This is a genomic window from Colwellia sp. SU-HH01172 (assembly GCF_057553355.1).
Window position 1 is genome coordinate 1,330,224 of record NZ_BAAJMB010000001.1, and the last position, 26,639, is coordinate 1,356,862.

16 protein-coding genes are annotated in these 26,639 nt (G+C 39.0%); 5 read left to right on the forward strand and 11 right to left on the reverse strand.

Annotated features, from left to right (window positions below):
* Positions 1-89 precede the first annotated feature (89 nt).
* The 6 genes from AC27JP_RS05935 to AC27JP_RS05960 form a co-directional block, all read right to left on the reverse strand.
* The gene (locus AC27JP_RS05935) at positions 90-1,307 is read right to left on the reverse strand and encodes an ABC transporter permease (RefSeq protein ID WP_487112972.1); all 1,218 of its coding nucleotides are present in this window, start codon (positions 1,305-1,307) and stop codon (positions 90-92) included.
* A gap of 10 nt (positions 1,308-1,317) precedes the next feature.
* Complete coding sequence (locus tag AC27JP_RS05940; protein WP_487112974.1) at positions 1,318-2,676, reverse strand: ABC transporter permease; 1,359 nt, start codon at positions 2,674-2,676, stop codon at positions 1,318-1,320.
* Between the two features lie 9 nt (positions 2,677-2,685).
* Positions 2,686-3,387: an ABC transporter ATP-binding protein gene (locus tag AC27JP_RS05945; protein WP_487112976.1), complete on the reverse strand. Its 702-nt coding sequence runs from the start codon at positions 3,385-3,387 to the stop codon at positions 2,686-2,688.
* A gap of 11 nt (positions 3,388-3,398) precedes the next feature.
* The gene (locus AC27JP_RS05950; RefSeq protein WP_487112978.1) at positions 3,399-4,673 is read right to left on the reverse strand and encodes an efflux RND transporter periplasmic adaptor subunit; all 1,275 of its coding nucleotides are present in this window, start codon (positions 4,671-4,673) and stop codon (positions 3,399-3,401) included.
* Positions 4,674-4,920: 247 nt separating this feature from the next.
* Entirely contained in the window at positions 4,921-5,532 is a 612-nt protein-coding gene (locus AC27JP_RS05955; protein WP_487113490.1) for a YiaD family glycine zipper/OmpA-like lipoprotein, read from the reverse strand.
* A gap of 212 nt (positions 5,533-5,744) precedes the next feature.
* Complete coding sequence (locus AC27JP_RS05960; RefSeq protein WP_487112980.1) at positions 5,745-8,633, reverse strand: M16 family metallopeptidase; 2,889 nt, start codon at positions 8,631-8,633, stop codon at positions 5,745-5,747.
* 135 nt (positions 8,634-8,768) lie between these two features.
* Here AC27JP_RS05960 and AC27JP_RS05965 point away from each other — a divergent pair, with 135 nt between their 5' ends.
* Positions 8,769-9,596, forward strand: coding sequence for an SDR family NAD(P)-dependent oxidoreductase (locus tag AC27JP_RS05965; protein ID WP_487112982.1), 828 nt, complete (start codon positions 8,769-8,771; stop codon positions 9,594-9,596).
* Positions 9,597-9,615: 19 nt separating this feature from the next.
* On the opposite strand, the gene AC27JP_RS05970 is transcribed toward AC27JP_RS05965, so the two are convergent.
* A complete protein-coding gene (locus AC27JP_RS05970) occupies positions 9,616-10,542 on the reverse strand; it encodes a peptidylprolyl isomerase (protein WP_487112984.1) in 927 nt (308 codons plus the stop codon).
* A gap of 219 nt (positions 10,543-10,761) precedes the next feature.
* Here AC27JP_RS05970 and AC27JP_RS05975 point away from each other — a divergent pair, with 219 nt between their 5' ends.
* The 3 genes from AC27JP_RS05975 (at position 10,762) to AC27JP_RS05985 (ending at position 13,940) form a co-directional block, all read left to right on the forward strand.
* Positions 10,762-11,472 (forward strand): DUF445 domain-containing protein, encoded by a 711-nt coding sequence (locus tag AC27JP_RS05975; RefSeq protein ID WP_487112986.1) that lies wholly within the window; start codon positions 10,762-10,764, stop codon positions 11,470-11,472.
* Positions 11,473-11,588: 116 nt separating this feature from the next.
* Positions 11,589-12,332 carry a class I SAM-dependent methyltransferase gene (locus AC27JP_RS05980; protein WP_487112988.1) on the forward strand — a complete coding sequence of 248 codons (744 nt, stop codon included), beginning with the start codon at positions 11,589-11,591 and terminating at the stop codon, positions 12,330-12,332.
* A gap of 420 nt (positions 12,333-12,752) precedes the next feature.
* The gene (locus AC27JP_RS05985; RefSeq protein ID WP_487112990.1) at positions 12,753-13,940 is read left to right on the forward strand and encodes an amino acid aminotransferase; all 1,188 of its coding nucleotides are present in this window, start codon (positions 12,753-12,755) and stop codon (positions 13,938-13,940) included.
* Positions 13,941-14,112: 172 nt separating this feature from the next.
* Here AC27JP_RS05985 and AC27JP_RS05990 read toward each other — a convergent pair whose 3' ends face one another.
* From AC27JP_RS05990 to AC27JP_RS06005, 4 genes are all read right to left on the reverse strand, one after another.
* Positions 14,113-14,736 carry a DUF1361 domain-containing protein gene (locus AC27JP_RS05990; RefSeq protein WP_487112992.1) on the reverse strand — a complete coding sequence of 208 codons (624 nt, stop codon included), beginning with the start codon at positions 14,734-14,736 and terminating at the stop codon, positions 14,113-14,115.
* Positions 14,733-15,674 carry an HAD family hydrolase gene (locus AC27JP_RS05995; RefSeq protein WP_487112994.1) on the reverse strand — a complete coding sequence of 314 codons (942 nt, stop codon included), beginning with the start codon at positions 15,672-15,674 and terminating at the stop codon, positions 14,733-14,735. The genes AC27JP_RS05990 and AC27JP_RS05995 overlap by 4 nt, the downstream gene beginning before the upstream one ends.
* 5 nt (positions 15,675-15,679) lie before the next feature.
* Positions 15,680-16,864, reverse strand: a complete 1,185-nt coding sequence (locus tag AC27JP_RS06000) for a hypothetical protein (RefSeq protein ID WP_487112996.1) — start codon at positions 16,862-16,864, stop codon at positions 15,680-15,682.
* Between the two features lie 406 nt (positions 16,865-17,270).
* Complete coding sequence (locus AC27JP_RS06005; protein WP_487112998.1) at positions 17,271-19,526, reverse strand: TonB-dependent receptor; 2,256 nt, start codon at positions 19,524-19,526, stop codon at positions 17,271-17,273.
* Positions 19,527-19,932: 406 nt separating this feature from the next.
* Between AC27JP_RS06005 and AC27JP_RS06010 the strand changes: the two genes are divergently transcribed.
* Complete coding sequence (locus AC27JP_RS06010; protein WP_487112999.1) at positions 19,933-26,628, forward strand: response regulator; 6,696 nt, start codon at positions 19,933-19,935, stop codon at positions 26,626-26,628.
* The last annotated feature ends 11 nt before the right edge of the window (positions 26,629-26,639 follow it).

Consider the following 26,639-nt stretch of genomic DNA (forward strand, 5'->3'; position numbering starts at 1 on the left):
TTTAAAATTCAATTAAGGGCTGTTAAAACAATCTCGAATGTTCAACAGCCCTATCTTAAGCTAGATGACTCAGCTAAATATCAGCGTTTTTATGCGCTGCGTGTCACTATGGCAGGGGCAATATTGGCCGCACGTTTAGCCGGAAACCAAACCGCTAGAATATTCACAATCCAAAGTAACAATGCCGTCATAAACAGGACGCCTAAATTAAAAAAGTTTTGGCCTGCTTGCTCAGATATTTCAAAGGTAATCGAAAGCGTTACTACCACGCCAATGAGCAATCCTATCAAGGTTAGTACACTATTTTCGGTAAGAAAATAGCGCATAATATCGCTTTTCTTGGCACCCAATGCACGGCGTGTACCTATTTGCTTACGCTTTTGCGTTACTTGAAAAGCGGTTAACCCCGTGATGCCAAGACCTGTGATAATCAATAAAACCACACTTAACACTAAGAAAGTTAACGCTCGACTGCCACGGCCATCATACATACGCTTTTGTGTGCGTTTTAATAACTCACTGGAATTAATATAACGACCACGCTCTTGATAGAAAACATCGATGATATCTTCCAACAGGGCCACAGCAGTACCTTTTTCCACTCGCATTAAGTAATGGGGCTGTTGATTATAACTCCACTTAACCTGAGGACGAATAATTGAATGGTATGATTTACTACGACCATTTAAACGTTCTCCGGTCATAAAGTTACTATAAATACCAATGACTTTTACCGGATCAGCATTTTTTGCTAGCCAGATAGTTTTGCCAATAGCAGAATCATCACCAAATAGCACTTTCGCCATATCTTCGCTTATCATCACTTCCGAAGCATTTTGAGGTGTTACAGAAATTTCACCTTTAACAACATCACTGGCGGTAATTAAACGCCCATCAACCAATGACAATTGCAGAACATCAAAGATTTGTTCATCCGATTCAAAAACCACGGTTTTATAACCTTGCGCATCTTCTTCTGTTGCCAAGTAAACATCAATCATATTTTCAGCCGTAAACGGCACAGCATTTGACGGTGCCGCATTAATAACAGCTGGAATGTCTTTGACACGCTTAAGGTCATTAAACATGGCTTGACCAACATCTTGGCTATCGTCAAAAAACTCTGGTGAAATCCGCACTATGTCTTCATGCGGAATACCTGAAGGTACATTCCATTCTTGTAACGTTGTGGTTGCAACTAGCACTGAACTACTTAACACGCCCATGGTGAAGGCAATCTGAATAATCATCAGCATCGCCATAAATTTATTTTGTTTTAGTCCAAGAAAGATAGGTTTAATATCCATACTTTTCTCCTTATTGTGACTTCAGTTGGCTAGCGGGAGGAATATTACACAAACGCCAAATCGGATAAATGCTGGCAACAATAGTACAAATAATGCCAGTGACAAATGCGTTAGCTATCATCAACCAATTAAGCTGAAAATATGGAGCCACATCTTCAACACGTACTGTGTAATCAGATGAATAAAGACGAATGCTCATCATGCCTTGCAAGCCAAAGTAGGAAATAATAATGCCAAGTACACCACCTAAAAAGCCAATAATAATCACTTCCAGTAAGTGCTGCATAATAATGGTTTTCTTTTTCGCCCCCAAGGCACGGCGTAAGCTCACTTCTTTTTTCCGGCGCATGAATTTAGCCAATAAAATACCGACAGCATTTAATAAACATACCGCAAAAAATAGTGTCGCTAACACTGAAAAGGTATTTAAAAATGTATTACGATTATGAACATACGTAAATTGATCTGTTAAGTTAGTTAAATATACTTTTAACTCTCGAGGAAAACGGCCTAGGGCTTTTTGGCTTTCTATGTAGCTGGTAATTTGCTCGCGATAGTCAGCAATGTTTTCATCTGGCACTTCGATCCAAAATTTAATCCACGTACACTCCGAATTTAGCAAGCGCTCTTTATTCTCGGTTTGAAATGAGCGAACAAAATCTGCATTCGCTGCCCAACAATTAAAGCGCGCCCGACGCGGTAAATCATTTTCTAATGCATATGTGTAAGGAATAAAGAAATTATGTGGCCGAGCTCGAGAAAAACTACGATCGTAAAATCTATAGCTTAAATGCCAAGTATCTAGTACGCCGATAATTTTCAAAACATGGGTGTTAATACGTACATATTCACCAACACTATTACGGCCACCAAAAAGTTGATCGTTCATCAATTTGCTAATCACAATAATCGCTTCACCACTTTCTTCTGTGGCCTTGTCCCAAGCATTACCATATAAAAATGGTGGTTCGAACGTAGTGAAGAATGCGTGATTGGTTACTGAAGCAAAAGTGCGTATTGGGTTAATATTTTCATCTTCAACATTTAACACACCATAAGTTGACCAATTAACAACTTTTGATACGTTTGGTATTTCCATAGCCATCAAATTCACCATATCTTTATAGGTGGTATCGCCCATACGTGACTGGTGCTCTACTGCATCTGCGGTAATTTCACGGTTATCCATTTGTAGTAAAAATATATTCTTACTTTTATGTGCCAGTGGCACTTGGCTACTTTGATAACTCATGGTTTTAACTGTGGTGTATAAACCTAAGCCAGTGGCAATTGCTAATATGGTGAGCAAAGTCAACGCAGGGCGTTCTTTCAAGCTCTTCAGCGCTAGCTGTAAATTATAGCTGAACATAATTAACTCCTATGCGCTGCGAATAACGTCATCAGCAACAGACTTTTCAATGTCACTGACTTGGCCATCAAAAATTTGAATATTGCGATGGGCACGACGCGCTAATTGATCATCATGGGTCACCATAATAATGGTGGTGCCTTTGCTGTTAATGTCTTCAAGTAATTCCATTACTTGCTGTGCCATGAGTGAATCTAGATTACCGGTTGGTTCATCCGCCAATAAAAATAATGGATCACCCGCAATGGCACGGGCAATAGCAACACGCTGCTGTTGACCACCAGAAAGCTGAGTCGGCAAGTGCTGCATACGAGAAGCAAGACCGACGGTTTCTAGTGCATGTTCAATACGCTCTTTTCGTTCTTTTGCACTCATCCCGCGGTAACGTAATGGAACATCAACATTGTCAAAGAGGGGTAAATCAGGCAAAAGATTAAAGCTTTGAAAAATAAATCCGATTTTTTGATTTCGAATTTCTGAGAGTTTGTCATCGCTGAGTCCTTTTACGTTATGGCCATCAAGAAAGTAATCACCTTCTTCGAAGGTTTCTAATGCGCCGGCTAAATTTAAAAATGTTGTTTTTCCTGACCCTGAAGGGCCGGTAACTGAAACAAATTCACCACTTTTAATGTGTAAGTCCACCTTACGTAAGGCGTGTGTTTCTACTAATTCTGTACGATATATTTTGCTGACATTTTCCATTCTTAACATTTGTTATTCTCCTAATTAGTCAGATAGATTTGTTCGCGATTATTGAAAACATCAATGCTTGAGATAACAATTTCATCACCGGCTTTTAGCCCTGAAACCACCTCTATTTCGCCAATACTACGGGCACCTAAAGTGACCTTTTGACGAGTAGCATTGCTGCCGTTAACTTGATAAATAATGCGTCCACCACCACTTTCGACGAAAGCGCCACGGCGAACTTTTAAAATATTCTCTTTTGATTCAATTAAGATACGTGCACTAACCCGTTGGTTTTGACGTAAACTTGCCACCGTTTCTGCGTTAAAGCGCAACCGACCTACCACCTGGCCGTTAGTCACTTCAGGAGAAATTGCCACTAATTGGCCATCATGGGTTTCGCCGTTAAAGCTGATTTCTGACGCTAAGCCAACACCAAGGTCATCAGCAAAACTTTCAGGAATATTGACTTCCACTTCAAAAGCGCTCAGATCAATCACGGTGATTAATGAGGTATTACTCGCTACGCTGTCTTTTTCGCGAATATTGACGCTACCGATAATGCCGTCGGTAGGAGCAAACAAGGTCAGCTCATTCACTTGTCGTTGCAGGTCATTAACCACAAACTGCTGGCGATTAAGTTGCGATTGGCGGGTTTTTAATTCAAATTCCATGCTCTCTTTTTGCAAGTCAAAACTCTGCTTGGCATGTTCGTGCGATAAACTAGCACGTTTAAACTCAGCAACTTTTTCTTCATATTCTTTTTTGCTGATCAGCGAATCTTTAATACTAGTGACTGCACGATCTTTATTAACTTTTGCCGCCTCTAAATTAACCGCCGACATTTCTATCGTTTGCTGGTTATTTAATTGCGTTGTTTTCATTTCAATACGCTGGCGACCAACGGCTAGCTCTAATTGCTCTAACATTGCTAGTTCCTGTTCGTATTGGTTCTTTAATTGTGGGCTATCAACTTCAGCGAGTTTTTGATTTTTGCTAACAGTATCGCCTGCTTTAACAAACAAGCTAACAATACCAGGCGCTGTTGCATATAAGGTCGGGCTATTTGCCGCAACAATACGGCCTTGCACACCAATATCACGTTGTAAATTACCTTTCTCGACGACAGCAAAGCGCAAGCGTTCTTTTGAAATCGCCATATCCGACGAAAACATATTATTAAATTTCGGCCCAGCGTAAATGCCGATAACCGCTATCACTAGCACCACAGCGGCCACTTTAATCATGAGTGATTTTTTCTTGCCGGTTTGGCTGATCTGTACATCTTGACCAGAAGTATCTTTTAACATCTTCTTTTCCCTGAAACTTTTAACATATGGGTATTGATTTACTGGTGATATAGCACAAACAATGCCAAAACATAAGTCATTAATATTAATGGATAAAATGTTTTTTTATTTTTGTGCGAACAAAAATGTGTTCGCTAAATGAGGTGTGCGAACAGTCAGCGGTCAAATAACGGGAAAGTGATTAATTGATGAAAAAATACCGCGACAGAGCGCGGTATTTTATTGGTATAAAATATCTTGAAAAGAACTATGCTTGGTTCGGGATAATTTGAATTTCTACACGACGGTTAAGCGCTCGACCGTTAGCAGTCATATTATCAGCAACTGCACGGCTTTCGCCATAACCTATTGTTTTTAAACGGCTAGCAATTATATCTTTATTAGTTAAATACTGCTTAACACTACCGGCACGTTGTTCAGACAAATTCTGATTAAACTGCTCTGCACCTTGACTGTCAGTGTGGCCTTCAATACTTAGCAAAGTTTTCTCATACTTATTTAGTACTCGAGCGATATCATCTAATGTATTGTAAAAACCTGAGGTGATATAAGCTTGGCCAGTAGCAAAAGTAATATTAGCTGGCATGATTAAGCGTAAATTGTCGCCTTCACGCACCACTTCAATACCTGAGCCAGATAATTCTTCACGAAACTCTTGCTCTTGTTTATCCATATAATCACCAATAGCAGCACCAGCAATAGCACCAATCGCTGCGCCCCAAACCGCACGTTTATTTTTATGGTTACTGGTCGATTTTCCCAACACGGCACCAGTAATAGCGCCAATTGCGGCACCTTTTTCGGCATTTGTACTAGCACAGCTGGTAACTGCCAATGAAAGTGTAATTAGTGACACCATAAATGGTTTTTTAAGTGATAACGTGGATTTGTTCAACTGCATGATAAGTATCCTAAAGAGACTAGTTTTATTGCCATCTTACCAACTCAAACTGAATAGTTGATGAACGGGAATTATAGATGGCATCAAGTGATCGAAATTAACGATTATTTTAATACTTTAGATATAAAAACACCACGACTAGCGTGGTGTTTATACATTTTATAAATTAACTATTCAAATACTGAATCAACCGCAATCACTTCAACATTTTTTGCTGGTAGTGTTAGTTTATAGCTTTCGATAACTTTATCAGTAGCTAATAACTCCGCTGGTTTTTCAGAATTGTATTTCAATGGTGATACCTGCTCAGACAACAAACGTTTCTTCATATCTTCGCCATCACCTGAAATAAATACATAATGAATATCATCAGTTTGTAAGTTTTCTTTAATCACGCGATTAACATCTGCTAATGAAAGTTTTGCAAACTGTTCACGTACGTACTTAACAAACTCATCAGTTTGGTAGAATTCACTATCAAGTGCATAACCTAGTTGCTGATCTTGGCTAGCCACCAATTGCGGTGCGTAGTTTGTTAGGTAATTACGTGTTGCTTGAAAGTCTTTTTCACTCATGCCATTTTCAATTAGCTTGTCCAATTCATATAAAGCGGCACGTGTAGCAAAGTGTGCATCATTATTTGAACGTAATGGACGCAACCACACTTGGAAAATTTGGCTAGAACGCCCTAAGTTAGCGTCTGGCTTGGTTTGGAACATACCACGTGGGAAATACTCAATATAAGAATAGTCACCATAGTTCATACCACGCGCTTGGCGTATTTGTTGGTATAGGTAGCTGTTTGAACTTCTGTGTTCACCAAAGTACGAACGTACTAACCAAAGTGCAGCCCAATCTTTATCATTGCGAATAGTATCAATCGGGAAACCAAACGAAACTGCCGTTGATTGTGCATTCTTTTCAACTATGGTTGCATGGTGACCTTTTAATACTGGCGCTTTAGCAATAGTTAAGCGTTTTTCATCACCTACAGGCAATACTGTTAAATCTGTCATTAGCTGTGCTTTTAAATCGCTTGGCATAGCGCCAGTAATACCTAAATGCAACTTAGCTTGAGTTAATTGCTCTGCGTAGAATGCCTTGACATCTTCTAGGGTAATTTGCTCTAAATCAGACAAGTCACCACTGTTAAAGTTCTCATAGGCGTGGCCTTGATACAATTCGCTATAAAGCACTTCTTTACCTAGCTCTTCATCATTTGAAGATTTTAAACCTGACTTAATACCGTCAATCAATTCTTTTTTCAGACGTTTAAAGTCATCTTCACGCCAGCCTGGATTCAATAATTGGTCGCTAATTAATTGGTACCATTGCTCAGCATTATCTTTATGAACTCGACCCGTAAACGACATCATTTCTTTATCAAGTTGTGAAGAAAATTGACCGGCTAATGGATATAAACCTTTTTGAATATCTTTATAGGTACGTGTTGCGGAGCCACCTTGAGTTAGCATGCTAGCCGTTAATGCTGCTACACCTTTTTTACCGACAGGGTCTGCCGCAGCACCTGTGTAGAATAAAAAGTTAACATCGATTAATGGTGAATCATTAGTTTTATCTAACACGGTAAATTGTGCGGTTTTAGGCTGAGCATTGTCGGCTTCAATTTTTGCTACCGCGGCATTTAAATCAACTTCTGTAGCAAAGGCATCAACTTTATCTAACGCTGATAAAGTGACTGTGGTGCGGTTTTCGTCAATAAAATATTTATTCGCTACGCGTTTAATATCTTCTGCGGAAATATTGTCAAAGCTGTTGTATAGGTAGTTAATGGTTTCCGGATCACGATCAAAATGCATATAACTTGCTAGGGTTGATGCGATTGACTCTGAAGAATCTAAACTATTAACAAAGCTATATTTCAAATTAGATTTTAAATTATCCAATTTTTCCGCTGAAACCAATTCAGTACGGGCTTGAGCATAAGTGCGATTAATGGCGTCACGTACAGTCGCTAAGTCTTTTTCTTCATTAACTTTTATAAAAACATGACGTAAGCCGGCATCTTTAGTTTCAGGGTTATAGTTAAACATTTGGCTGGCCAACTGTTTATCAACCACTAATTCTTGATATAACGCCGAGTTATTTGAAAAATACAGTTCAGAGATTAAATCTAACGCAGCACGATCTTTCTTTTTCGGTTGCCAGTCAGTGCCTTTGTAAGACACTAATAACCAGTGTCCTGGTAAACCATCAAATTTTTCATGCACATAACGTGGTGCCGTTTGTGCTGGCTCTTGGGCAATATCGTTAACAAAATCACCTTTTTGCCAGTTACCCCAGTGTTTTTCAACCATAGCCATGGTGGCTTCAGGTGCAACGTCACCAACAATAACTAGAGATACATATTCTGGTTTATAAAACTGTTTGAAGAATTTTTCACCATAAGCCAATTGCTCTGGCATAGCTTCAACATCTTCAAAAAAGCCCATAGTGGTATGTTTATAGGTATGAGTGTCAAAAGCTTCTTTACGCACCGCCGCTAACAACTTGCGAATCGGGCTAGCATTGTTTTTTAAGTATTCACCTTTTACCGTTAACGCTTCGGTTTTAAACTGGGCGTCGGTATATTTAAGGTTCTTAAAATGGTCTGCTTGAATTTCTAATACTTTATCTAAATGATCTTTAGAAAAATCTAAGTGGTAGTTAGTGTAATCATTGGTGGTATAAGCGCCGTTATCAACACCGGCATTTTTGAATAAGTCGGCATAAACGTCTTGTGGGAATTTTTCTGAGCCTTTAAACATCATATGTTCAAAAAAGTGCGCAAAGCCTGTTCGTCCTGCCTCGTCTTCATCACGAGAACCAACAGAAACTGGAATTTGTACTGACACTAGATCTGGGTAATCTGTTTTTACAATGAGTACTCTTAAGCCATTTTCTAGTTCTTTAAAAACATAGTTCTGGCTGAATACTTTATTAGTGTTAGTTTCAACGGCTGCACTTTCTGGCGTTGAATTTTGGTTGTTTTGTGTTGCGACACAAGCGGAGAGAGTCAAGCTAGCTACTATGGCCGCTGCTAAATATTTAATTTTCATTGTCGATCCCTTTATTGTTATGCTGTTATCTTATGAAACTCATCAGGGTTTTTCATCACTTTCACAACAAATTTACAAAAAAATCTGTAACAGAATACATACGCTTTAACACTGACAACATAGAGAAACTTTCTTATGAATAGCGATTTCAAGGGTAAAACGGTCATTATTACCGGTGCATCGGCCGGAGTAGGTGCTGCAACGGCAAGAACTTTTGCTAATTTGGGTGCTAACTTAGTGTTAGTTGCTCGAGGGCAAGCAGGGCTTGATAATATTGCTAAAGAACTTGAAAACATTACCTCAGTGCTAACGGTGGCAATGGATATCAATGATGCCGCTGCAAATGAAGTATTACTGGAAAAAGCTGCTGAACGGTTTAATTCAGTTGATGTGTTAGTTAATAACGCGGGCTTTCATCAACGAGGTGATGTTGAACGTAATCAAGCAGCAGACTTAGCGCAAATGGTTGATGTTAACTTGCGTGCACCCATTCAATTATCTGCGCTGATATTACCCTACTTACGCAAAGCCGGTGGTGGCGCAATCGTTAATGTTGGCTCGCTAGCGGGCCGAACACCGCTACAAGGTGCCGCAACTTATGCGGCAACAAAAGCAGGTTTGCGAGCGTTCACTTACTCGTTATCAGATGAATTACAGGGAAGCAATATTAATGTCGGTGTGGTTTCGCCAGGCCCAATTGATACTGGCTTTATTATGTCGGAAATTGATCGAGTAGAAGATATTGTTTTCTCACAGCCAATGAGCAGTGCTCAACAAGTCGCCGATGCTATTGTCAGTTGTGCCCGCGGTGAAGCTGTTGAGATTTCATTACCACGGGCGAGTGGTTGGCTAACCACTATTTCCTACTTATTTCCAACCTTGCGAAGAGCTTTACGGCCTGCACTTTATCGCAAAGGCCGCAAAGCAAAAGCACAATACAAACAACGTAATGCCAACTTGTAGCGCTGCGACTAAATCAGCGCTACTTTTTTACGATACGAGTTAACACAGGTGTTTGACAAACGTCTAGCACCGGCGGTGGCTTCTTAAAAAAGAAGGCATTATCACGCTTAATTCGCTCCTGCAATTTAGTAGTAAACAACTGATTTTCAGTATTTTTTATTTCTAAGTGAATTTGTTCGGCTTTCGGTACATCGGCCATCATTTTCATTGAGACGATAGGGGTATGGGCTGAATTAGGCACTGCCATTTCCCCTTCAATAGTCGCGGTGCGGGTTATGGCTTGCACATGATTCATGCCATAAATTACTCGACCAAATATGGTCATAATACGATCTAAATACCTTGGTGCTTGACCATTAGTAATATAAAAATGGCTAGAAGCGGAATTGGCATCATTACCACGCGCCATGGCAATTACCCCAGGGCAATGGGTTAACCAAGCTTTTTTCTCACTCGGATTATGCGCTAAGGCAAAACCATCTTTGAAACCGGTTTGCTCGGCAAATAAATCGTTATTTTGTACTAAGGTAAATGACCAATCTTTATCGGTTGACCATTCTCCCTCAAGATCTAACTCAGCGACTGAGCTATCTGCGCTGCTACCATCTTCTGGGCCGGCTTGCGCAACAAAGCCATCAATAACACGGTAAAATTTATTATCATCATAATGAGACGCTTTTGTTAAACGAATAAATTGTTCAACATGTTTTGGTGAAAATTGAGGCGCCAATTCAATCACGACTTTACCGTGTGGTAACGTCATCATAACCATATTCTCAATCGCTACTGCTCGCCACTCATCTTTATTTGTGATGGCGTTTTCCGCTGCAACTTTCGCCATTATTTGCTCTTGCACACTTTGCTCGGCATTGGCCATGGCACTTAGAGATAAATTTACGCTGCTAATAACCATTAATAGGCTAGTAAACACTTTTTGAAATTTCATGCGTTCCCTTGATTATTTTTATTATAGTTGTCGGTATTTTCGCTACGTGTGCTTTCTTCTCAACACTTATTTAGCTAGTAAATCAGATCAGAGATTTTGGTGCTAGTTTTTCCTAAAAAAGGTTTGAAAAAAATCAAATATTGGCGTAACCGTAGGCAATTGATACCATATCGTTTATTAAACTATTCTCTATGCAATGATAAAAATTACGGAGTTTTCGTGAATAAGAGCTTTATCACTAATTTTCTAGCACTCTTAGCGGTTGTTTGTGGCTATGTTTTTGCCAATAACATTCTTTTTACTATCGGCTTATTTGCCTTATCTGGTGCAGTTACCAACTGGCTCGCCGTATACATGTTATTTGAGCGCGTACCCTTTTTATATGGCTCTGGGGTTATCCCAGCCCGTTTTGAGGACTTTAAACTGGCGATTCGAAATTTAATGATGGAGCAATTTTTTACCGAAGAAAATATCGACCGCTTTTTAGCAGGTAATGATAATCCCGCCAGCTCCATTGACTTAACGCCTGTCATAAACAAGGTCGACCTGTCACCAGCATTTGATAACTTAGTCACCGTTGTAGAACAATCATCTTTTGGCAGCATGTTAGCTATGGTTGGTGGCACTGAAGCGCTACAACCAATGCGCGAACCTTTTATCGAAAAAATGCGCGCATCAGTTGTTGATATTAGCCAAAGCGAAGAATTTAATGCCATTTTGCGCGAAGAACTAGAGCAACCTAGTGTTATGGCAGGTATGCGGGATAAAGTCAGTGATATTATTGAAAAGCGCTTAAATGAACTAACACCGCAATTAGTCAAAGAAATAGTACAGAAAATGATCCATGAACATTTAGGCTGGCTGGTGGTTTGGGGCGGCGTTTTCGGGGCAATTATTGGCTTTATTGCTGCGCTAACAGGGAATTTCTAGCAAAGTTACATAATTTGAAACAGTTAATCGGTATATTTTTCAGTCAAGTTAATTAAACTCTCAATTGACTGAAAAATATAATACTAAAAATAATAGCGCATTAGGGACCTCACTAAATGACCAAGTTATCTGTTTTACTGACCAGTATTTTTATCGCAATCCCTTTATTTATCAATACCAATCACGCATTTGCGAGTGAGTTAGATTTAACAGGCAGAACAAAAAGTGATAGCCAACTTGATAAACATCGTAAACCCGCCGAAATTATTAATTTCGTTGATATCAAGCCAGGTGATAATGTTTTAGATTTGCTGGCTGGCGGCGGTTATTATTCAGAATTGCTTGCACGTGCAGTTGGCAAAAATGGCAAAGTTACCTTACAAATTCCTAAAGCTTACTTAAGCTTTATTGGTGATGAATTAGATAAACGCCTAGCAAATAATCGCTTACCAAATGTTAACTATTTATTAAGTGAAGCGCCTAATTTACAGCTACCAACAAATACTTATGACAGTGTCTTTTTGGTATTAGGTTACCACGATATGTTTTTTACTGATGGCGACTGGCACTTTCCGACAACAACTGTCATGCCACAGGTTGCTAAGGCCATAAAATTAGGTGGAAAATTACTCGTTGTCGATCATCAAGCTGCGAACGGTCGAGGCTCCAAAGACACAAAAACCTTACATAGAATAGAGGCTGATTTTGTGATTAATGATCTAAAAAAGTTTGGCTTTCGTTTAGTTAAACAATCTAGGATTCTCGAAAATAAGCAGGATAATTATAACGCCTCGGTATTTACCCCTGAGCTGAGACGTAAAACTGATCGCTTTATACTGCTCTTTGAACGGGTAAAATAATCATGACTACTGCAGCTTTCTACCCGTATATAAGCAACAAAGGACAGACTTTAATAGCAGAAAAGTGAAAGCTAAAGTGTTGGATGGAGCTCATGTGTTGAAAAATTAGTTTTCATTATACAAAATCAAAACGAGTGTTCAGTTAACATTACAGGCTAATTGACAGCAAAAAATCTATAACAACACTTAAAATAAATTGATTAAATTCAGCAGCTTGGTCTACTAAGTACCTAGTAAATAGCGATAGGTTATCAGCTAGATTCTTTTCAACTATTTTCTGCTACTTTTTTTAATTTTTATGCTTTAATTTTCGCCGTATTGCCGTTATGCTTGCCCTTTAATCACAGGGATTAATACAGCGACTTCAACATCGGTGTTAATTCGCTAAACTCCCTCTCTTCGTAAAAGGTAAACCCAGAAATGTTTGGTAGCTTAACGGCGTTGCCTGCCGATCCTATTTTAGGCTTGTTGGCTAAATATCGTGAAGATTCAAATCCTCAAAAAATCGACTTAGGTGTTGGTGTATACAAGAATGAAGCAGGGCATACCGCTGTTTTAGATTGCGTTAAAGCCGCAGAAAAACACCGACTCGAAACCGAAGATACCAAGGTTTACATTGGCCCTACTGGCTCACCACTTTTTAACGAAGAAATGAGCAAATTAGTTTTCGGTCATCATAAAGTATTAATTGAAAATCGTGCGCGCACCGTTTCAACACCAGGCGGCACGGGTGCACTACGTGTGGCCGCTGAATTTATTAATTCATGTAAAGCCGGCACAACCATTTGGGTCAGTAATCCAACATGGGCAAACCATACCGGTTTATTTCAAGCTGCGGGTTTAACAGTAAAAACTTACCCGTATTATGACTATGAAAACAAGAATCTTGATTTTGATGGCATGCTAGCGGCATTAAAAGAAGTCAAAGCTGAAGATGCCGTGCTATTACATGCTTGTTGTCATAATCCAAGCGGTATGGATTTAAGCCAAGAACAATGGCAGCAAGTTGCAGAAGTTGCAAAAGATATTGGCTTCCTACCGTTAGTAGACATGGCGTACCAAGGTTTTGGTGAAGGCTTAGATGAAGATGCTTACGGCTTGCGTTTAATGGCTGACAGCGTTAAAGAAATGATTGTATGTAGCTCATGTTCTAAAAACTTTGGCTTATATCGTGAACGTATTGGCGCTTGTACCATTATTGGTGAAAGCTCACATAGTGTTGATGTGGCAAATTCAGTGCTATTAACAGTAATTCGTTGTATTTATTCTATGCCACCAGCTCATGGCGCGGCATTAGTTGAAACTATTTTACATTCTGATGAATTGCGTAACCAATGGCATAGTGAGCTGAAAGAAATGCGTGATCGCATTAACGGCAATCGTCAACTTTTAGTTGATAAGCTTGTTGAAAATGGTGTAACTCGAGACTTTAGTTTCATTCCTCGTCAAAAAGGTATGTTCTCATTCTTAGGCATAACACCTGAGCAAGTTCAGCAGCTACAAACTGAGTACAGTATTTACATGGTTGGCTCAAGCCGCATGAGTATTGCAGGCATTGCTAATAGCAATGTAGATTACTTAGCTAAGTCTATCGCGAAAGTGCTATAGCATATTGGCATTAGTGGATACTCGTCACTCATTCACATTCATGTGACGTGACATTACCTACATGGATGTAGGTAGTTAGTTTTTGTCAGAAACAAAAAAACTAGTTCTTCTTCGTGAACAAAAGCCGCTGTTATCAGCGGCTTTTTTCTGCTTACAATGAAACGTTCCTGAATTATTGTGAACTCGAAAGTTTCATTGGGTGTGTCGCCATCTTTGCATTAATTTTGCTAGCTAATCTATTGTTAATGAGCCTAAAAACCTCATATAAGGCATAAAACAAAACAAACAAGCCAAGTATAATTAACAAGCTCTTACCACCCGAAATATCGACTAAAACATCACGAAATACAATAATAGGATGATGAATAATATCGGTGCTTTCTAAACGTTGAAAACGCCCTAAATAAACACCAATTGCTGCTAAAAAATGAATGCTAGGCACAAACACTTTACTTAACAAACCTTGATTTATTTGTTTTAAATACTTATCAGCCCATTGAATTGAAATTACATAAAATTCAAAGTTAACCAATAAAAAAATGCTATAAAAAGGCACTAACACCAACAACAAATATGCCGTTGAAATATCAGGAGATTTTACCGCTGCGATAAAATGAATGATATCAGTAAGCACGTAGGCACTGTTAGGTAAAAACGCTATAAACACTAGACTTAATAACCACCACAACACACTGCGATGATGACTAACTTTAAATAAATAAAATGCTAATGCAAAAGGTATAAATGCCAAAATAAAGTTAAGCACAACGGTAAAATGTACAGGCACAGAATTCATGTTCCCTCCTTGGTGTTAGCTGAATTTTCGAAGTTAAATATGGTTTGCCAGTCATTTTTCATATCAACAACTTGCCAATCCAACTCTTTAGCAAATTTCAGGGTACTTTTACCAAAGTGAAAGCGAGGATCAGGGCCATATTTATATTCACGAACGTCGTCAGTATGATGAATGAGCACACATAAAGATTGCTGAGTCGTGCGCGCCCAGCGTAGCATTTCAACATCACCTAAACTATTACCAAATGCGGCAATAGGTCGTTTAGCAAGTCGACGTTCAATACCAAGTACCTTGCCCGAGCGGTATTCAAAAGAAAACGGAACAGCTTCAAGCTTTACCGCCAATTCATCACCGCGTTTTGATAAACGAGTTCTACTGCTACTCGCAATAATGCGGTTTTCAGGCACGTTATACACATCGTCAGCCCATGGCCGAATAAAGTTAGCACTACCGCCTGAAACTATATAATTAGTAAAACCATGTTCAGCAAATAACTGCATTACTTCTTGCATAGGCTGGTAGACAAGTTCGGTATATTTTCGCTTATATCTTGGATGCTCTGCTTCCGCTATCCACTGCGCTACCCGAGCACGATATTCATCAGTTGTGATACCGGCACGGAAATAACCAACAAGCATTCTTGTCAAACCACCAAGGTCTTTAATGCCTTTTATGCTCCAATTCAACGCCCGTTTAAACTTAGAAGCATTTTCCAGCACATCAGCATCTAGCAGCTCTTTTTTATAAAAAGCCATTTGTGCAAGTAAAGGTTTTTCCACCCATAAGGTGCCATCATTATCAAAGGTCGCAATACGCTCATCTTCTGTAACAAAATGCTCAGAATCAGGTGTCGTTACCTGCTCAATAAATTCTATGATGCGCTGTTTAACCTTACCTTCGTGCCATGAAGGTAAGGGATCGTAGTTCATATCTGCCATAGGTCTTACGTCGATACAGCAGTAGCGTTTTGCTCGGCATTTGAATCCGGTACTGGCTCTATCAAGATATCGGAGTCAAAACCAATAAACTTGCCACTCCAAATAAATACCTGCCAAACCAGCACGCCAAACGGGATATAACCAAAGTAACCTAATAGCGGCATTTCAGAGAAAATATGAATAACATTGACGTATGGGATGTCATAAATCCAATAATTCGGATTGGTAACTGGTAATGCCGCATTAACATTGCTGCCATAGTTCCACATTTCCCAAAATAGCCCGTTGAGCAATGATGAAACACCAATAAGGACACCTGCGGTCCAGTTGCCTTTTGCGATGTCGGTAAACGGGTTCCATATATTTAAGCGCATTAAAATACCTGTCATCACCGCATATGGACCGATCCACACTGCCCAAAATAATTCGTATGGCCAATAAACCATAGCGGCAATTAATACAGAGCCGATAAAGATCATATGATTACCATTAAGCGCCATTTTAGGGCCATTTTGGTAGCGTGCTTTCATTTTTGGAAAAGTATGCAATAAGTTAAACCATTGAAATAGCACAGGAGTTACCGTTGAGTAGGTAATTAGAAATTCAATCGTTATTACAGTTTGAGACCAGCCCACTTTATCAGCATTTGGGTAATACCAATTACCTAAAACAAAATAGTCATAGTATTCAAAATATAGCCAACCGACGATTGAAACACCGGCGGCAATTAATAATGTTAATGGTTTTTTGGAAAATAGAGATGCGCCATTATTTCGTTGATAAACAATACCATCTAAGAAAAAGATAAAGCCCCACCATAGCGGCGTAAAAGCCCAATGAACTAAGTCGCCAAACGGCGTCACTCGAGTCCACATAAGCCACCAGAAGAAGCCCATAACCGCACCACCAGCCCAAAACCACCAAGGTAAAGACTTAGTAGATTTTGGCCTAGGAACTACAGGTGCGCCTTTGAAACCAAAGTATTTTGGCACTAAAATCAAGCCACCAATATACAGCACTCCGGCCAGCATGACTAAAAAATAAGGCAGACTAAAACCAGGGGCACTGGCAACAAATTGTGGTGGAAATACACCAAACTTAGGCGGTAAATGACTTGGGTAAATAAACCAAGCGACGATAAGAGGGATTAATAAGGTCAGTAAAACTGGCCACAGTAACTTCCATTTCATTAGAGTTCTCTCTTGTTATTATTATTCATGCGGTTAGTCTTGATAAACTATCAAGCGCTTATAACATTGTAAACCAGAAAAAGGGCTTTCGACAAACCAATAAAAATATAAAGTAATAGAATAACTTAGTGAATTTTCATATTAGCTCAATAAAAGTCACTAATCTGGTTGACCATTTAAATTGCGGCCATAAAAAAAGCTGAGATATACCCAGCTTTTTATTTGTTATTTACTTAGGGCTGTTGATCTTTGATTTTTGTCTCTGCTATAGACTAATTTTAGAGATAACAAGGCGAAAAATGTGCATTTAGAATAAGCAAATTTTACATTAAGTGCCTTGATAACCACCTTTTCAAGTGCAACAGAGTTATAAACTGAAAGAGCAACAGCCCCTAGTATTTTGCGACTAAAATTTATAACTCGCTTCAAGGCCAATTTGTCTTGCTTCAGCCTTCAATTCTGTTACCGCACCAAGCGCGGCAATAGAATTAAACCTTAATTCACTATATTCAGTATTAGTTAAATTCTTACCCCATACCGTCAACGTTAACGCGTGGTTTAACTCATAACTAACATAGCCATTAACAACAACAAAGTCTGTTTGCTCAGTATATGGATTTTCTTCTTGGTCAAAATAAAAGTCAGATTGATAATCAAAACTCAGCTGAGCAGTTAAATCACGACCCATGACCAACATTTCATGAATAATAGCGCCACTAACATTCCACTTAGAAGCAAAAGGTAGGCGATTGTCTTCAACCACCACACCGTGTTGATTAAACTTGCCCATATTGGCTTCAGGTAAATAACCAACGTTTAAACGTAACTCCCAATCGACACTTGGTGTTAATACAAGCTCAGATTCTAGCCCATAAATTGTTGAATCACCGGCATTTTTTAATACATGATCAACGGCAACACCTTGGGTTTGATTGACAAAAACTTGCTGGTCTTTGTAATCATAGTAAAATGCCGCTAAATGCAAACGAGCATCTTGTTGCCAAAATTGTAAATAAGCGCCAATTTCATAGGCATCAAGCTTCTCAGGAGCGTATTCAGATTCCGCCGCTTGTGCAGGACTTGTGGAATAGCCAGCATTGTAACCACCGCTTTTATAACCACGTGAATAGCTGTAATACAAAGATGAGTGCTCATCCAATTGCTGATTTAACGCTAATTTTCCAGAAAATTCATCATCTTCAACACTACCGGTTACATGCCAAAAATCCGGAATAAAAGCACTAACTGTGTCTAAATCGGCATTCGCATTATAATCGGTCGTTTCATCGGTGTAACGAATACCCGCTGTTAAGGTGAATGTTTCATTAAGTTTGTGATCAACTTGTGAATAAACCGCAATTGATTCATTTTCTAATTTATTGTCATAAAAAAACTGCGCTGGAATTGCCGCTAATTCAGGCACTGGACGGAAATCTCGAAACAAATCAAAATCATTATTTTGCTTTATTTCTTCAGCGACATAAAACAAGCCACTAACCCAATAGGTATCACCTAAATCAACCCCAAGGTTAATTTCTTGGCTGAAGAATGAATCATCAGTACCCATAGAACCTTCAACTAGGTTACCCGGTCCATCAGAATCCCAAGAATGAAAGCGTTCTAACGAGCTATAACCACTGATTGATGTTAGCAAGATATCATCATTAAGTTGCCACTCTAACTGTACACTCGCGCCCCAACTTTCGGTATCATGCTCTCTATCAGCGGTATCAGCATTGACATCCCAAAAATCATTGCCACCAACTTGATTGCCAAAGTTATCCATACATAAACTAGAGCCGGCCTGCGAAGGTGTACATGTGCCATTACCGTCAATACGATTAACGCCTAAACTGGCGATAGGCTTTGGCTTACCTGACCAATCCTCTGCATGAAACTTACTGGTGATGGTTAAATTATCAAATTCAGATTTCACAATTAAACGTAGGTTAGTTTGCTTCAAGCCACCATCCGGTTGGCCTGTCATTTGATTATCCGTAGAAAATTGATAATCTTGATGACTAACAGCAAAGCGCATTGCCGTGCTATCGGATACTGGAATATTGACCGCGCCTTCTAACGACAGCGTATCGTGCTCAGCAATACTGGCATTAACATAACCACCAAATTCATGCTCAGGCTGCTTAGAGCGCAATAAAATAGCGCCACCGGTAGTATTACGGCCAAATAACGTACCTTGCGGGCCACGCAAAACTTCAACATGCTCTAAATCGAATAAGTTTACCGACAAATTATTTGCACTACCGCTCACAATACCATCTGAATAAACGGCAATAGGTGAAATAGTCGAAGTGTTGTAGTCAATCATACCGACACCACGAATATTGAACGCTGGAGGTGTGCCTTCGCCGGCATTATTGGTAATTTTTAAATTTGGAACTAGGGCAGAAAGTTGAGTGGTGTCTTTCAATTGCTGGCGATCAATGCCTTCTCCGTCAATAATGGAGACGGCAACGCTAACATCACTAATTTTTTGTTTACGCTTTTGTGCATAAACTTCTATTACTTCAATATTTTTTTCATCAGATGAAACCGTTAGCTGCTGATTTTTAACTACAGCTGACTCAGCAAAAGCAAAAAGAGGCAATAAGGTTAAGCATGCGGCACTAACAGCCACAGAGAGATGAGTTGACCTGAACATTTATTTCCCTTCAAGAATTTTATTTTTATCCATTGTTATCATGGCTTAAATATATTTTGTCACTGCTAGTCTACGCACCTGCATAGGTATCGCCAAAGCTTCCTTAAAGAAAATTCAAATCCTATTTGTAAGCGAAAAAGCTAAATTATGCGGCCATTATCTAAAGAAAATGTAGCAATAGCAACTATTGTAACAATTCAGCCACATTTAGAAACAAAGTTAACTAATAAAGTTGTTTTTTTATCTTGAGTGTACCTTTACATCTGTACATTACTTCTGGTGGTGCTAAGCTATTCAAACGCAAAAATGATAGGTTTTATTTTGAAATAACTTCTATTCTAGCAATCATATACAGACAACATTAGTCATTTTTTAATATAGATTCAGCAAGGTCGAAATAATACAAATGGTAGATTTTCAAGGATATACACTAATCAAGGAGCAACAAGAAATTTCGAGCTCAACGCAAGTTTTTATTGTTAAAAATGAGTCAAAGCAAAATTTCTTAGTTAAGCGTATTGAAACAAGCAATAACAACCAAGTTGTTAACCGTTTTAAAAAATTTGCCGAATTACAAGCCAAACTACCCATTAGCCAATTAGTTTCCCCTGCAGAAATCATTGAAGAACAACAATATTGTTATGCTATTTTTCCTTTTTCTGCACAAACTAAATCACTAACTGACTACACTCAAGAGTCAAGCTCGTTGGCAAACAATATAAAAATAGCCATCAATATTTGCCAAATGTACAGCGAATTGCACCAACTCGGCTTTATCGTCAATAACATTTCACCAGACAATATTTATATAGACCCCGATTTGCAAACACGCATTTTTGACTTAAGTTTTGCCACAAAGATTTCAGCGTTACACAAACGAGCATCAAATATTGGTGTCGAACGTCAGTATTTATGCACGCTATCTCCTGAAGCAAGTGGCCGTATGAATAGAGCCGTGGAAGTGTATTCCGACTTTTACTCCATAGGAGCCTGCCTCTACAAATTATTTACTGGTCGACTGCCATTTGAATATGATGATGATATGGAGTTAGTTCATGCACATATTGCTAAAACGCCTAAATGTGCGACAGAATATAATGCAGACCTACCTAAGCAAATTGCAACGATCTTAGCGCGACTATTAGCAAAAGATGCTAATCACCGCTATCAAACAGCCCAAGGGATACTGGCAGACTTTAGTCGCTGTGCCGAAGAATTCGCAACAAGCAAAACAATAAGCGTTTTTACCCTTGGCAAAAAAGATTTCAATAATAAACTCATGTTTTCCCCCGCTTTATTTGGCCGAGAACCAGAAAAAGCCACTTTGCTTGATGCCTACAGCCAAGTATCAACAAATAAACACACTAAAGTCTGCGTGATAAGCGGCTACTCGGGTGTCGGAAAGTCTCGGTTAGTAAAAGAAGTTCAACGCCCAATTATTGAGCAACATGGCTATAGTGTTTCAGGAAAATATGAGCAATATAAAAAAACCAACGCCTACTTTGCATTAACACAAGCAATAAGCGAACTTGTCGAACAAATGCTCGGCGAAAGTAGTGAGAGTCTAGCTCAGTGGCAGCAAGTTTTTGAAACCACTTTACAAGGCAATGGCCAACTTTTAATTGACCTTGTGCCCAATTTAGCGCTTATCATCGGACCACAACCAGCACTGCCTGAATTGGCCATTGAAGACGCTCGCAATCTTTTTCATAGTACCTTAACCAGTTTTTTTCACGCCTTAGGCCAGCAAAATAAAGTAATTTCAATCTTTATTGACGACATGCAATGGGCAGACATTGCAACAGTGCAATTACTTCAGCATATTATCGAAGCTAATGAAGAGTCTGGGTTACTGTTTATTTTGGCGTATCGCGATAATGAAGTATCAGCCACGCACCCTTTACATCGACTGCTAGCAGATCTAAAAACAACGGCGGCATTTCACAGTCATATAAACTTACTGCCACTTACCGAAGTCGCCATTAGTCAATTCATTGCGGCATCTTTGTCTTTAAAACAAGAAGAAATAAAGTCACTAGCCGATGTTGTGATTGAAAAAACGGCTGGTAATCCGTTCTTTTTAAAAGAATTCATTAAGTCATTAACGGAACAGGGAATATTAGCAAAGAACAAAAATAACCAATGGCACTGGGATAAAGATTTATCTCACTCTCTCGCTGCCACAGATAATGTTATCGAATTAATGGCATTACGCTTAACCCATGTTTCCAAGTTGGGCCAAAATATATTACATCATGCGGCTTGTATAGGTAACCAGTCGTCTTTGCAATTATTATCACAAGTTATTGATGTTTCAAATAAAGATATCGAACGTGAGCTACGTCCTCTAATCGCAGATGGTTTATTGAATGCCTATTCACAAGAGCATAAAACCGATGCTATTGAACAAATAAGGTTTTCTCATGATAAAATTCAGCAAGCGGCCTATCTATTAACAAATCCAGTACCAAAATCGCTAATTCATTATAAAGTTGCCCAATACTATTTAGCGGAGTCATCTAGCGAGACTGTTGACTCTCAATTAGTTGAAGAAAATATATTTGATTATATCGAACACCTCAATCTTGCATCGTCTTTATATCTTGAGCAAGAAAAACAAAATTTACTGGCATACTATAATAATATCGCCGGTCAAAAGGCTTTAGAAACAAACGATTATAATAGTGCTTTGTATTACTTTGAACAGGCAGAAAACTATTTAAATAGCCAGTATTGGCAAACAGAATACCAACTGTGCTTTCAGATCGCCCTCGGCAAAGCAAAAGTGCTTTATTTTACGCAAGAATATCAATTAGGAAACAAACATTTCCAGGGCCATAGCGCACTCTTAAGCGAGCTTATCGACCAAGCTCAATTTGCCAAAATACAAGTACTATCACTTATTGCTCAAAACAAAATGCAGCAAGCCTTCGATCTGGGTATTTCAATCATTCAGACTATTGGTATCGCATTGCCGACGGAACAAGAGGCACTAAATTATTTAACTATAGAGCAGCACTACCAAGACAAAAGTATTGATGATTTGAGCAACTTACAACCTATGACTAATGAAAGTCAGTTGCTAGCGTTAGATATTCTCAATGCCATTCACACACCGGCTTACTTATTGAGTCCTGTGGCATTTATGCGTATTGCATATAGCTCACTAGAGCTATGCTTAACCGCTGGTCTATCAACATTAAGTGCTAAAATATTTATTACTCATGGATTACTACTTTGTGGTGCTTTTAGTCGATTTGAAGAAGGTTTAGCCTTTGCGACACTTGCGAGAAAAGTTAACCAACAATACCCTTCAGAATCAATCCAAGTTGAAATCGAATTTACCCGTAACGCCTCCATTATTCATTGGACATCATCATTAAAAGATACCCTCAAACCACTTGAGCATAATTTTTATCATGGCATTGAATGTGGCAGCATTGAATATGCATTTCATTCCGCTTTATTCCAAAGTATGTATAGCTTGCTAAGCGGTGAGCCGTTAACCTCATGCAAAGCGGTATTTGCTCAGCATGTTGAAACCATGACAAATAAAAAACAGAATTATCAGCTAGTGATGATGCAAGTTTCGCAACAACTTATTGCGAATTTACAACAGGATGGGGCCGATATATCTTGCCTACAAGGTAAGTATTTTGATGAAGCAACGCAAGTTAGTATTTTAGAAGAAACTCAAAATATCACCACCTTGTTTACCTATCATTTAGCCCGCATGATTCAAGCATATATATTTAATGATACTGCACAGGCTATTGAACAAATGCAATTGGCACAGCAATACCAGGGCTCTGTCGTATCTTTATATCATTTTGGTGAATTCCATTTTTACGCCAGCCTAATCATTGCTCGCCATTGTCATCAGCTGAAAAAAGACAAGCTTGAGGACGAGTTTCAAAAACAAATTTCAACACTAGAAGAAAATATAAAAACTCTTGAGCAATGGGCTGCCAGCGCACCTGAAAATTATAGTTATAAAGCGAAATTACTTAACGCTGAACTCAAAGCGCTACAAAATAATGCCAGTGCATGGCAAGACTATGATGCCGCGATTGAACTGGCAGACCAATATCATTTAAGCAACCATTTAGCCCTTGCTCATGAACTTACCGGTAACTATTGGTTGTCGACCAAGAAGAAAGCTATTGCCGGCGAACATATTCAAGCTGCCGTCAACGCATATCAAGCATGGGGCGCGTTACATAAAGTCGCGCAACTTTCAGCTCAGCATAAAACACTATTGGCCCGAATAAAGCTTCAACCTCAACATGCCAAGCAGAAAAAGCAAGACAACAACACCCAAGTACTTGACCTTGCTTCAGTACTTAAAGCCTCTGAAACCTTAAGTGGCGAGGCGGATTTAACCGCATTCTTACATCGAATGATGGTGATTATTATTGAGAATGCTGGCGCCCAAAGTGGCGCACTATTACTGCAAAGTGATGGGATATTAAATGTTGAAATTGCCCTATCTAGTGATGGCAAAAGCAATAAAAGTCAACAATTACCCTATTCCATTATCAACTTAGTTTCCCGGACATTGACTGCACAAGTACTCAGTAAAGTGGATGAACATGAACAATTTCTATCAGATCCTTATTTTGAAAGTCATCAACCAAAATCGCTGATCTGTATTCCAAGTATTGTTAAAGGCAACTTACAAGGCATTGTCTATCTTGAGCATTATGATATTGAAGGGGCATTTAGTGACGATAGAGTCAATGTATTACAACTGTTAGCGGATCAAACCGCAATATCGTTTGATAATGCAAAACTGTATCAGCAAGTCTTGGGCTACAATCGTAATTTAGAAAATCAGATCCACGAACGTACCAAAGAGTTGGCCGCGGAGAAAATCAAAGCAGAACAAGCCAATCAAGCCAAGTCTAATTTCTTAGCCAACATGAGCCATGAAATTAGAACGCCGATGAATGCCGTTATTGGCTTAAGTCAATTAACTCTGCGAACTAAATTATCTGACACTCAGCAAGACTATTTGGAAAAAATCCAAGACTCGTCTAAGTCTTTATTAGGACTTATCAACGACATATTAGATTTTTCTAAAATTGAAGCGCAAAAATTAACCCTTGAACAAGTACATTTTTCACTACATGAAATATTACAACGGGTTGTTAATGTTTGTACCTTTAAAGTGCATGAAAAAGGTTTAGAGTTTGTTATTGACATTGCGCCAGATGTCCCTAAAAACTTGGTAGGAGACCCATTACGTTTACAGCAAGTCATTATCAATTTAGCCAATAATGCGGTCAAATTTACTCAGTCAGGGTCGATTCAAATTCGCATAGAAATGGCGGCTCAAAATGTAAAAACCAATACCTTAAAGTTTTCTGTACATGATACCGGTATCGGTATGAGCGAAGAACAACAACAAGGACTATTCCAGTCATTTACCCAAGCAGATGCCTCTGTCACCCGCAAATATGGTGGCACCGGCTTAGGGCTAGCAATCAGTAAGCAATTAACTGAATTAATGGGCGGGAAAATTTCTGTAGAGAGTAAACTCAATGTCGGCTCTACCTTTAGTTTTACCGCCAATTTTGAGCCTAGTGAGCAAGAAGTCACCATAGTTAATGCCGTAAACCGTCAAATGCTTACCGACTTAAAAGTTCTCGTTGCCGATGATATTGAAATCGCAAGAAAAGTACTTATCGAAGCACTTGCCCATATAGAAATTGCCGCCGACGGTGTTGAAAATGGCGAGCAAGCATTAGACGCGGTATTATCTGCCGAGAAAAATGGCGTACCTTATGATCTGGTCTTAATGGACTGGAAAATGCCTGAAATGGATGGCATTGAAGCGGCGAAGCAGATCCATGCAAAAGCCCAAGGAAAGCTGCCTCATATTCTGATGGTTTCGGCCTACGACAAAGATGAAGCAAAAGAATTAGCGCAACATGCAGGTATTGACGAGTTTCTTGAAAAGCCGATTAATCAATCTGTACTTGTTGATGCCATTGTCGAATTATTGAGTAAAGAGAGTAAACGAATAACCGTGGACAATACACAAGCAGATCTGCCACCACCTGATTTAAGCGCATATAAAGTATTGTTAGTTGAAGACAATATGATCAACCAACAAGTGGCAAAAGAATTTCTTTCCGACACCAATATATCAATCGAGTGTGCTGAAAATGGCGTAATTGCCTTAGAGAAAATAGCGACACAAAGCTTCGATATTGTCTTGATGGACATTCAAATGCCTGAAATGGACGGGCTAACTGCCGCAACAGAAATTCGTCAAACATTACAGCTGCATGATTTACCTATCATTGCCATGACCGCACATGCGATGGAAGGGGATATTGAGAAAAGTGTTATCGCTGGCATGAATCAACATTTAACTAAACCCATTGAACCAGAATTGCTTTATAAAACCTTAAAGCAGTACTTAAGCAAGCAAGATATAGCCGTAAAAAGCCAAATAAATACTCAAGCTAAAGTTGACGACATCCAGATTAAACTCAATAAGCTTAGACAACAAACCGGTCTAGCAGTCGATGACGCAGTTAAAAAGTTGCAAGGCAAAGAAAAGCTATATACTGAATTAATTTATGATTTTTGGTATAAATACCAAGACCTTTCAGAGGAAATGACCACACATCATAACGCTGAACAATCAGAGCAATTATATCGAGCCGCTCATTCATTAAAATCAACCGCGCAATATATTGGCGCATATGAATTAGCAGCGTCAGCATCTGATCTTGAAAATGAAATTCATAAAAATGGCAGCCATGTTAGATTAAAATTGAACGAAGTCACCACCCATTTAGATTTTATTTTGGCGCAGCTAAATCGTCTTTATCACCACGTAGATAGCAGCAAAAATGACCAGAACTTCAATGTCAAAGATGCAAGTGAAATTATAACAAAATTAAAGCCTTGCTTAGCATCGGCGAATATTCACTCGGAAGACATCGCACAAGAATTGATGGCTGTAGGGTACGAAACTTCTTATCATCAACAAATCGTCGAAATTCAAAAACTGGTCAATGACTTTGACTTTGATGATGCTTTAACGGCATTATTAGCCCTAGAGCAAGAGCTAGTTAACGTTAACTAATGGTTAGTGTT

Excerpts from the sequence above, each read along its gene's own strand:
- AC27JP_RS05985 (WP_487112990.1), top strand. The coding sequence starts at position 12,753 with ATGTTTGGTAGCTTAACGGCGTTGCCTGCCGATCCTATTTTAGGCTTG.
- AC27JP_RS05955 (WP_487113490.1), bottom strand. The coding sequence starts at position 5,532 with ATGGTGTCACTAATTACACTTTCATTGGCAGTTACCAGCTGTGCTAGT.
- AC27JP_RS05995 (WP_487112994.1), bottom strand. The coding sequence starts at position 15,674 with ATGGCAGATATGAACTACGATCCCTTACCTTCATGGCACGAAGGTAAG.
- AC27JP_RS06005 (WP_487112998.1), bottom strand. The coding sequence starts at position 19,526 with ATGTTCAGGTCAACTCATCTCTCTGTGGCTGTTAGTGCCGCATGCTTA.
- AC27JP_RS05945 (WP_487112976.1), bottom strand. The coding sequence starts at position 3,387 with ATGTTAAGAATGGAAAATGTCAGCAAAATATATCGTACAGAATTAGTA.
- AC27JP_RS05935 (WP_487112972.1), bottom strand. The coding sequence starts at position 1,307 with ATGGATATTAAACCTATCTTTCTTGGACTAAAACAAAATAAATTTATG.
- AC27JP_RS05940 (WP_487112974.1), bottom strand. The coding sequence starts at position 2,676 with ATGTTCAGCTATAATTTACAGCTAGCGCTGAAGAGCTTGAAAGAACGC.
- AC27JP_RS05965 (WP_487112982.1), top strand. The coding sequence starts at position 8,769 with ATGAATAGCGATTTCAAGGGTAAAACGGTCATTATTACCGGTGCATCG.
- AC27JP_RS05970 (WP_487112984.1), bottom strand. The coding sequence starts at position 10,542 with ATGAAATTTCAAAAAGTGTTTACTAGCCTATTAATGGTTATTAGCAGC.
- AC27JP_RS05990 (WP_487112992.1), bottom strand. The coding sequence starts at position 14,736 with ATGAATTCTGTGCCTGTACATTTTACCGTTGTGCTTAACTTTATTTTG.
- AC27JP_RS06010 (WP_487112999.1), top strand. The coding sequence starts at position 19,933 with ATGGTAGATTTTCAAGGATATACACTAATCAAGGAGCAACAAGAAATT.
- AC27JP_RS06000 (WP_487112996.1), bottom strand. The coding sequence starts at position 16,864 with ATGAAATGGAAGTTACTGTGGCCAGTTTTACTGACCTTATTAATCCCT.
- AC27JP_RS05960 (WP_487112980.1), bottom strand. The coding sequence starts at position 8,633 with ATGAAAATTAAATATTTAGCAGCGGCCATAGTAGCTAGCTTGACTCTC.
- AC27JP_RS05980 (WP_487112988.1), top strand. The coding sequence starts at position 11,589 with ATGACCAAGTTATCTGTTTTACTGACCAGTATTTTTATCGCAATCCCT.
- AC27JP_RS05950 (WP_487112978.1), bottom strand. The coding sequence starts at position 4,673 with ATGTTAAAAGATACTTCTGGTCAAGATGTACAGATCAGCCAAACCGGC.